General features: G+C 29.0%; 1 protein-coding gene. It reads left to right on the forward strand.

All coding sequences use genetic code 11. The features are described from left to right. Positions 1 to 140: 140 nt before the first annotated feature. A complete protein-coding gene (locus AC0UBM_RS18340) occupies positions 141 to 845 on the forward strand; it encodes a hypothetical protein (protein WP_475689635.1) in 705 nt (234 codons plus the stop codon). Positions 846 to 1,100: the final 255 nt, after the last annotated feature.

The following is a 1,100-nucleotide window of genomic DNA, read 5'->3' on the forward strand; positions in this document are numbered from 1 at the left end:
ACGAGATCGCAGTCTCAATACACAAAATAACCTTAATCCTCTCTTTTTGTTCTTTCTGATTGATACTTAATTTATAACTTATATTTGATAAGGCTAACTTAAGATACACATAAACGTTGTGTTTAATTAAAAAACCAAGATTGACCGAGTCAGAAAAATATAGACAAAAAAGAGAAGTAAGTCGTTTAGGACTTCAAACGTTCTTTCTAAATGTGGAAAATAATCATTATGACTTTGTATCGAATAAACTGATTAAAGACCTTGAACAAAAATTAACTGAACTGGAAAGTCAAGTTGAGTCTGATATAAAAGAACCAGGTTATATGAAACATATGGAAATCTACTTCTTAAAAAAAGAGTTGTTCGCAGTTTCAGAAATGAAAGTTATTTATGCCTATAAACACTTTGAAACTCATTTAAAATTTTTACTCAAAGCATCTTATCAAGAAATTAAAGAAAGTGGATTGTATAAATGGGAAATTGTTGAGGACTTTTTAAAATCAAAGAAAATAAATCCAAAAGAGATATCGGATTATGTTGAGATGCGTGATTTAAGGAATTTGAATAATTCAATAAAACACGCAAGGAATATTCTTGACAATAAAACTAAAAATATAACGGAATTTCAAAATAAAACGGAACTGAAATATACCGATTTACTTAAATTCTATAAAAGAGTTGAAGACAGCGGTTTTAATTTCCTTAAATCATTGTCTCACGAAATTGACAAAGACCTTTATGAATTTAATGACGACCGACTTGAAAATATATCGGAAAAGTTAGTTTCCCGAATGGATAGTAAAACGATTAATAAACTGATTAACAAATTAGAAACGAAAAAATAACTAAACACAACACCGTATAAAAATAATTGCGGTTTAGTGCTTAATCAAAGGTCGTTGTGTGTTTGTAACGTCTGATTTTCCTTCGGAAAATCCTCGCATACAAACCCGCAACTATTCTTATACATAAACGTTGTAAGTAATTTTGACCCGTCCTGAATAAAGGCTACATAATTTTAAACATTATGTATAGAAATGACAAAGTAATTAGAAGGTACAGTGAACCTTTTAAATTGAAAATTTTAGCCGAACTTACAA

The sequence above is a fragment of the Formosa sp. F44 genome (assembly GCF_056238645.1).